Raw genomic sequence first — 3,149 nt, 5'->3', positions numbered from 1 at the left:
CTCCTCGGCTCCGCTGCGGCCCTGATCGCAGTTTCCGGTGCGCGCGCCGCCGACGCCGTCGTCGTCGCCGAGCCGGAACCCGCTGAATACGTCAAGATTTGCGACGTCTACGGCGCTGGCTACTTCTACATCCCCGGCACCGAGACCTGCCTGCGCGTCGGCGGCTATGTCCGTTATGACATCGGTGGCGGCGACGTCGGCTCGTTCGATGGTGCAAGAAGCGCAGATCATCAGGACATCGGTGAGAGCAACGACACCTGGCGCAAGAGAGCCCGCTTCACGCTGAAGACCTGGACCGGTCAGGAAACCGAACTCGGCACCTTGAAGACCTACACCGAGACCCGCTTCAATTTCAGCAACACCCAACGCGATACGAGCCCGTTCATCAATGCTGCTGGCAACGAGCCTGTTTCGCTGAACTTCGCCTGGATCCAGCTCGGTGGCCTGCGCGTCGGTAAGGACGAATCGGCCTTCGATACGTTCGTCGGCTACGCCGGCAACGTCATCCAGGATACGCTGGTTCCCTATGGCGGCTTCGACACCAACGTCATCCAGTATTACTTCGATGCTGGCAACGGCTTCTCGGCTGTGGTTTCACTCGAAGAAGGCTATGGCGCCTACACGATCGACAGCTATGTTCCGCATGTCGTCGGCGGTGTGAAGTGGACGCAGGGCTGGGGTGCAATCACCGGCGTTGTTTCGTATGACAGCAACTACGAAGAAGTCGCCACCAAGGTTCGCTTGGACGTGAACGCGACGAACGAGCTGACGCTGTTCATCATGGGCGGTTACGGCACCGACGACAACTACACCGACGCAAGCTTGAATTTCCCTGCTGGTGGTCGCGGCATGTACAAGCAGTGGAGCGGCAATTGGGCACTGTGGGGCGGTGGCACCTACAAGTTCAACGAGAAGACCTCGTTCAACGCTCAGGTGTCATATGACGAGGGCAAGAACCTCGGCATCGCGGCGAACATCGCCTACGACGTGGTTCCTGGCTTCACGGTTACGGCCGAAGTCGATTACCTTAATGTCGGCAACGACACCGTGTCCAACTGGACCCATGCCGACAAGAAGAGCAACATCGGCGGTATCCTCCGCTTCCAGCGCTCGTTCTAAGGGCTGGTTCCTTACAGGTGAAATCCAGCCCGGGCGCGCAAACGCCCGGGCTGTTTTTGTTTCGTGACTGGATCAAGGCAAACGGAAGGATGGGGGTAACGGTAGCTGAATAAATCCGTGGGGTGGTTTCGTGGGATCCGCTGATGGGCGGATGAAATCACAACTGCGTGATTAAAATCTCTTGAAAGGACGCTTCCAAGCGGGTAGGGCTGACCTATCCCACTCGGGGGTGTGGCAAATGATGACGAACGAAGCGATTCAAGAGGGCGAGTCCTCTGATCATTTTTCGATGTTTTCTTCTCAAAGTCCGAAGATTCGATACACCTACAACAAGATTAGAGAAGTAAAATCGCATCGGGTCGGAGATCTTTTTTCAGCATATCGGGACATATTATGGGATGATGGGCGGCATAAGTATAATGTCAGCTCGTTCATCGGCGAAATAGACGAGATTCTCCTTGGTGAGCGTTTCAGCGCCTTTGACCAAAGTACCCTGGACAACCTTATCGGCACCCTGCGCCAGCGCGGCAACAGCAACGCAACCATCAATCGAAAGATGGCTGCCCTCAGCAAACTGCTGCGCAAGGCTCACAAGATGGGAGATATCCACAGCCTGCCCGAGTTCCGCCGCCAGAAGGAGCGGGCGGGTCGGATTCGCTTCCTCGAAAGGGACGAAGAGGCGCGCCTGTTCGCCGCCATCAAGAGCCGCAGCGAGGATGCCTACAGGCTTTCCGTTTTCCTGGTCGACACCGGATGCCGTCTCGGCGAGGCGCTTGGGCTGATCTGGAACGATATCCAGGAGCATCGCGTCTCCTTCTGGATCACCAAATCCGGCCGCAGCCGCACCATTCCGATGACCGAGCGGGTCAAGGAGGTCATCAAGCTGCCTCCCACCGAGGGTCGTCGGCCCAAAGGACCGTTCACCAAGCTCAGCCAGGCACAGTTCCGTGCCATCTGGAACGACGCGAAGGCCGAAGTCGGCCTCGGCGCCGACGATCAGGTGGTGCCGCACATATTGCGCCATACCTGCGCCTCGCGTCTTGTCCAGGGCGGCATCGACATCAGGCGCGTGCAGATGTGGCTCGGCCACCAAACGCTGTCGATGACGATGCGCTACGCGCATCTGGCCACCAACGATCTCGATGGCTGTGTCATCGTGCTGGAAACGCCTCGATCGACTCAGCCGGGCGGCAATTGCGCTGAAGGCCCCATGTTTTCTTCGCCCGTGACGACGCCTTCGTCGCCGACGGCAGAGCGGAAAAAGAGGGACGGGGCAGCCGCCGCCGCTAAGGAGTCGCCGAAAGCGACTCGGAAAAGTTCAAAAGCCAAGTAGGCTGAAGAAACTTGCCTATACTATCATAGCTATCCCGTGACCTTGTTCGGTCATGGGATTTACTTCAGGATATTCTTCCGCTCGGCCTGATCGAGAAAAGCGCCTATGTCGCCCGGTAGGCTGCCGGTCTCGAGGAACGGCGCATGGCCCTGACCCTCGACGGTGATCGTCTCCATCATGGAATGGCGCTCTCTCATCTGCTTGAGCGTGTCTGTGGACAGCAATCTCGAATTAACGCCCCGTATGGTGAGCAGAGGAATCGCGGCCAACGCCTCGAATTGCGGCCATAGGTCAGGCAGCTTCTGCGTCAGATCGAGACTGGCAACGGTATCCACCAGCTTCGGATCGAAATCCGGCACCAGCCCACCATCCGTTTCGCGGTAGAGAGCCCATACCATCCGATCCCAATCGGCGCCGGCAAGAGCGGAGAAGTCTTCGCCATGCACGCTGCGCTGGGCGGCCGCCGCCTGTGTGCGGGTTTTCGGTGCCGGGTCGCGCTCGAGATAAGACTGGATATGGGCAAGTCCGGCCGTCTCGATCATCGGTCCGATGTCGTTGAAAACAATGGCTTTCAGGACGGATGGCCGCATCGTCCCGAGCACATGGATGATCAATCCCCCGCGCGAGGTGCCGATGAAGGCCGCTTCTCCGATGTTCAGCGCCGCCAGCCCGGCGAGAATGTCGCCGGCCTCCACGC

Annotated in this window: 3 protein-coding genes; 2 read left to right on the top strand and 1 reads right to left on the bottom strand. The window is 58.8% G+C overall.

Annotation, left to right across the window (positions count from 1 at the left end):
- On the top strand, positions 1-1,119 hold a 1,119-nt coding region (locus EN879_RS29675), incomplete at its 5' end, for a porin (protein WP_164774661.1).
- Between the two features lie 238 nt (positions 1,120-1,357).
- The gene (locus EN879_RS29670) at positions 1,358-2,452 is read left to right on the top strand and encodes a site-specific integrase (protein WP_013532598.1); all 1,095 of its coding nucleotides are present in this window, start codon (positions 1,358-1,360) and stop codon (positions 2,450-2,452) included.
- 59 nt (positions 2,453-2,511) lie between these two features.
- Here EN879_RS29670 and EN879_RS29665 read toward each other — a convergent pair.
- Positions 2,512-3,149: alpha/beta hydrolase (locus tag EN879_RS29665; RefSeq protein ID WP_164774660.1), on the bottom strand; the 638-nt coding region annotated here is incomplete at its 5' end.

It is taken from the genome of Mesorhizobium sp. M7A.F.Ca.AU.002.02.1.1 (genome assembly GCF_003998535.1).
GTDB lineage: Bacteria > Pseudomonadota > Alphaproteobacteria > Rhizobiales > Rhizobiaceae > Mesorhizobium > Mesorhizobium ciceri.
Note: the sequence above shows the minus strand (reverse complement) of the source record. Positions and strands in the feature narration are given on the sequence as shown.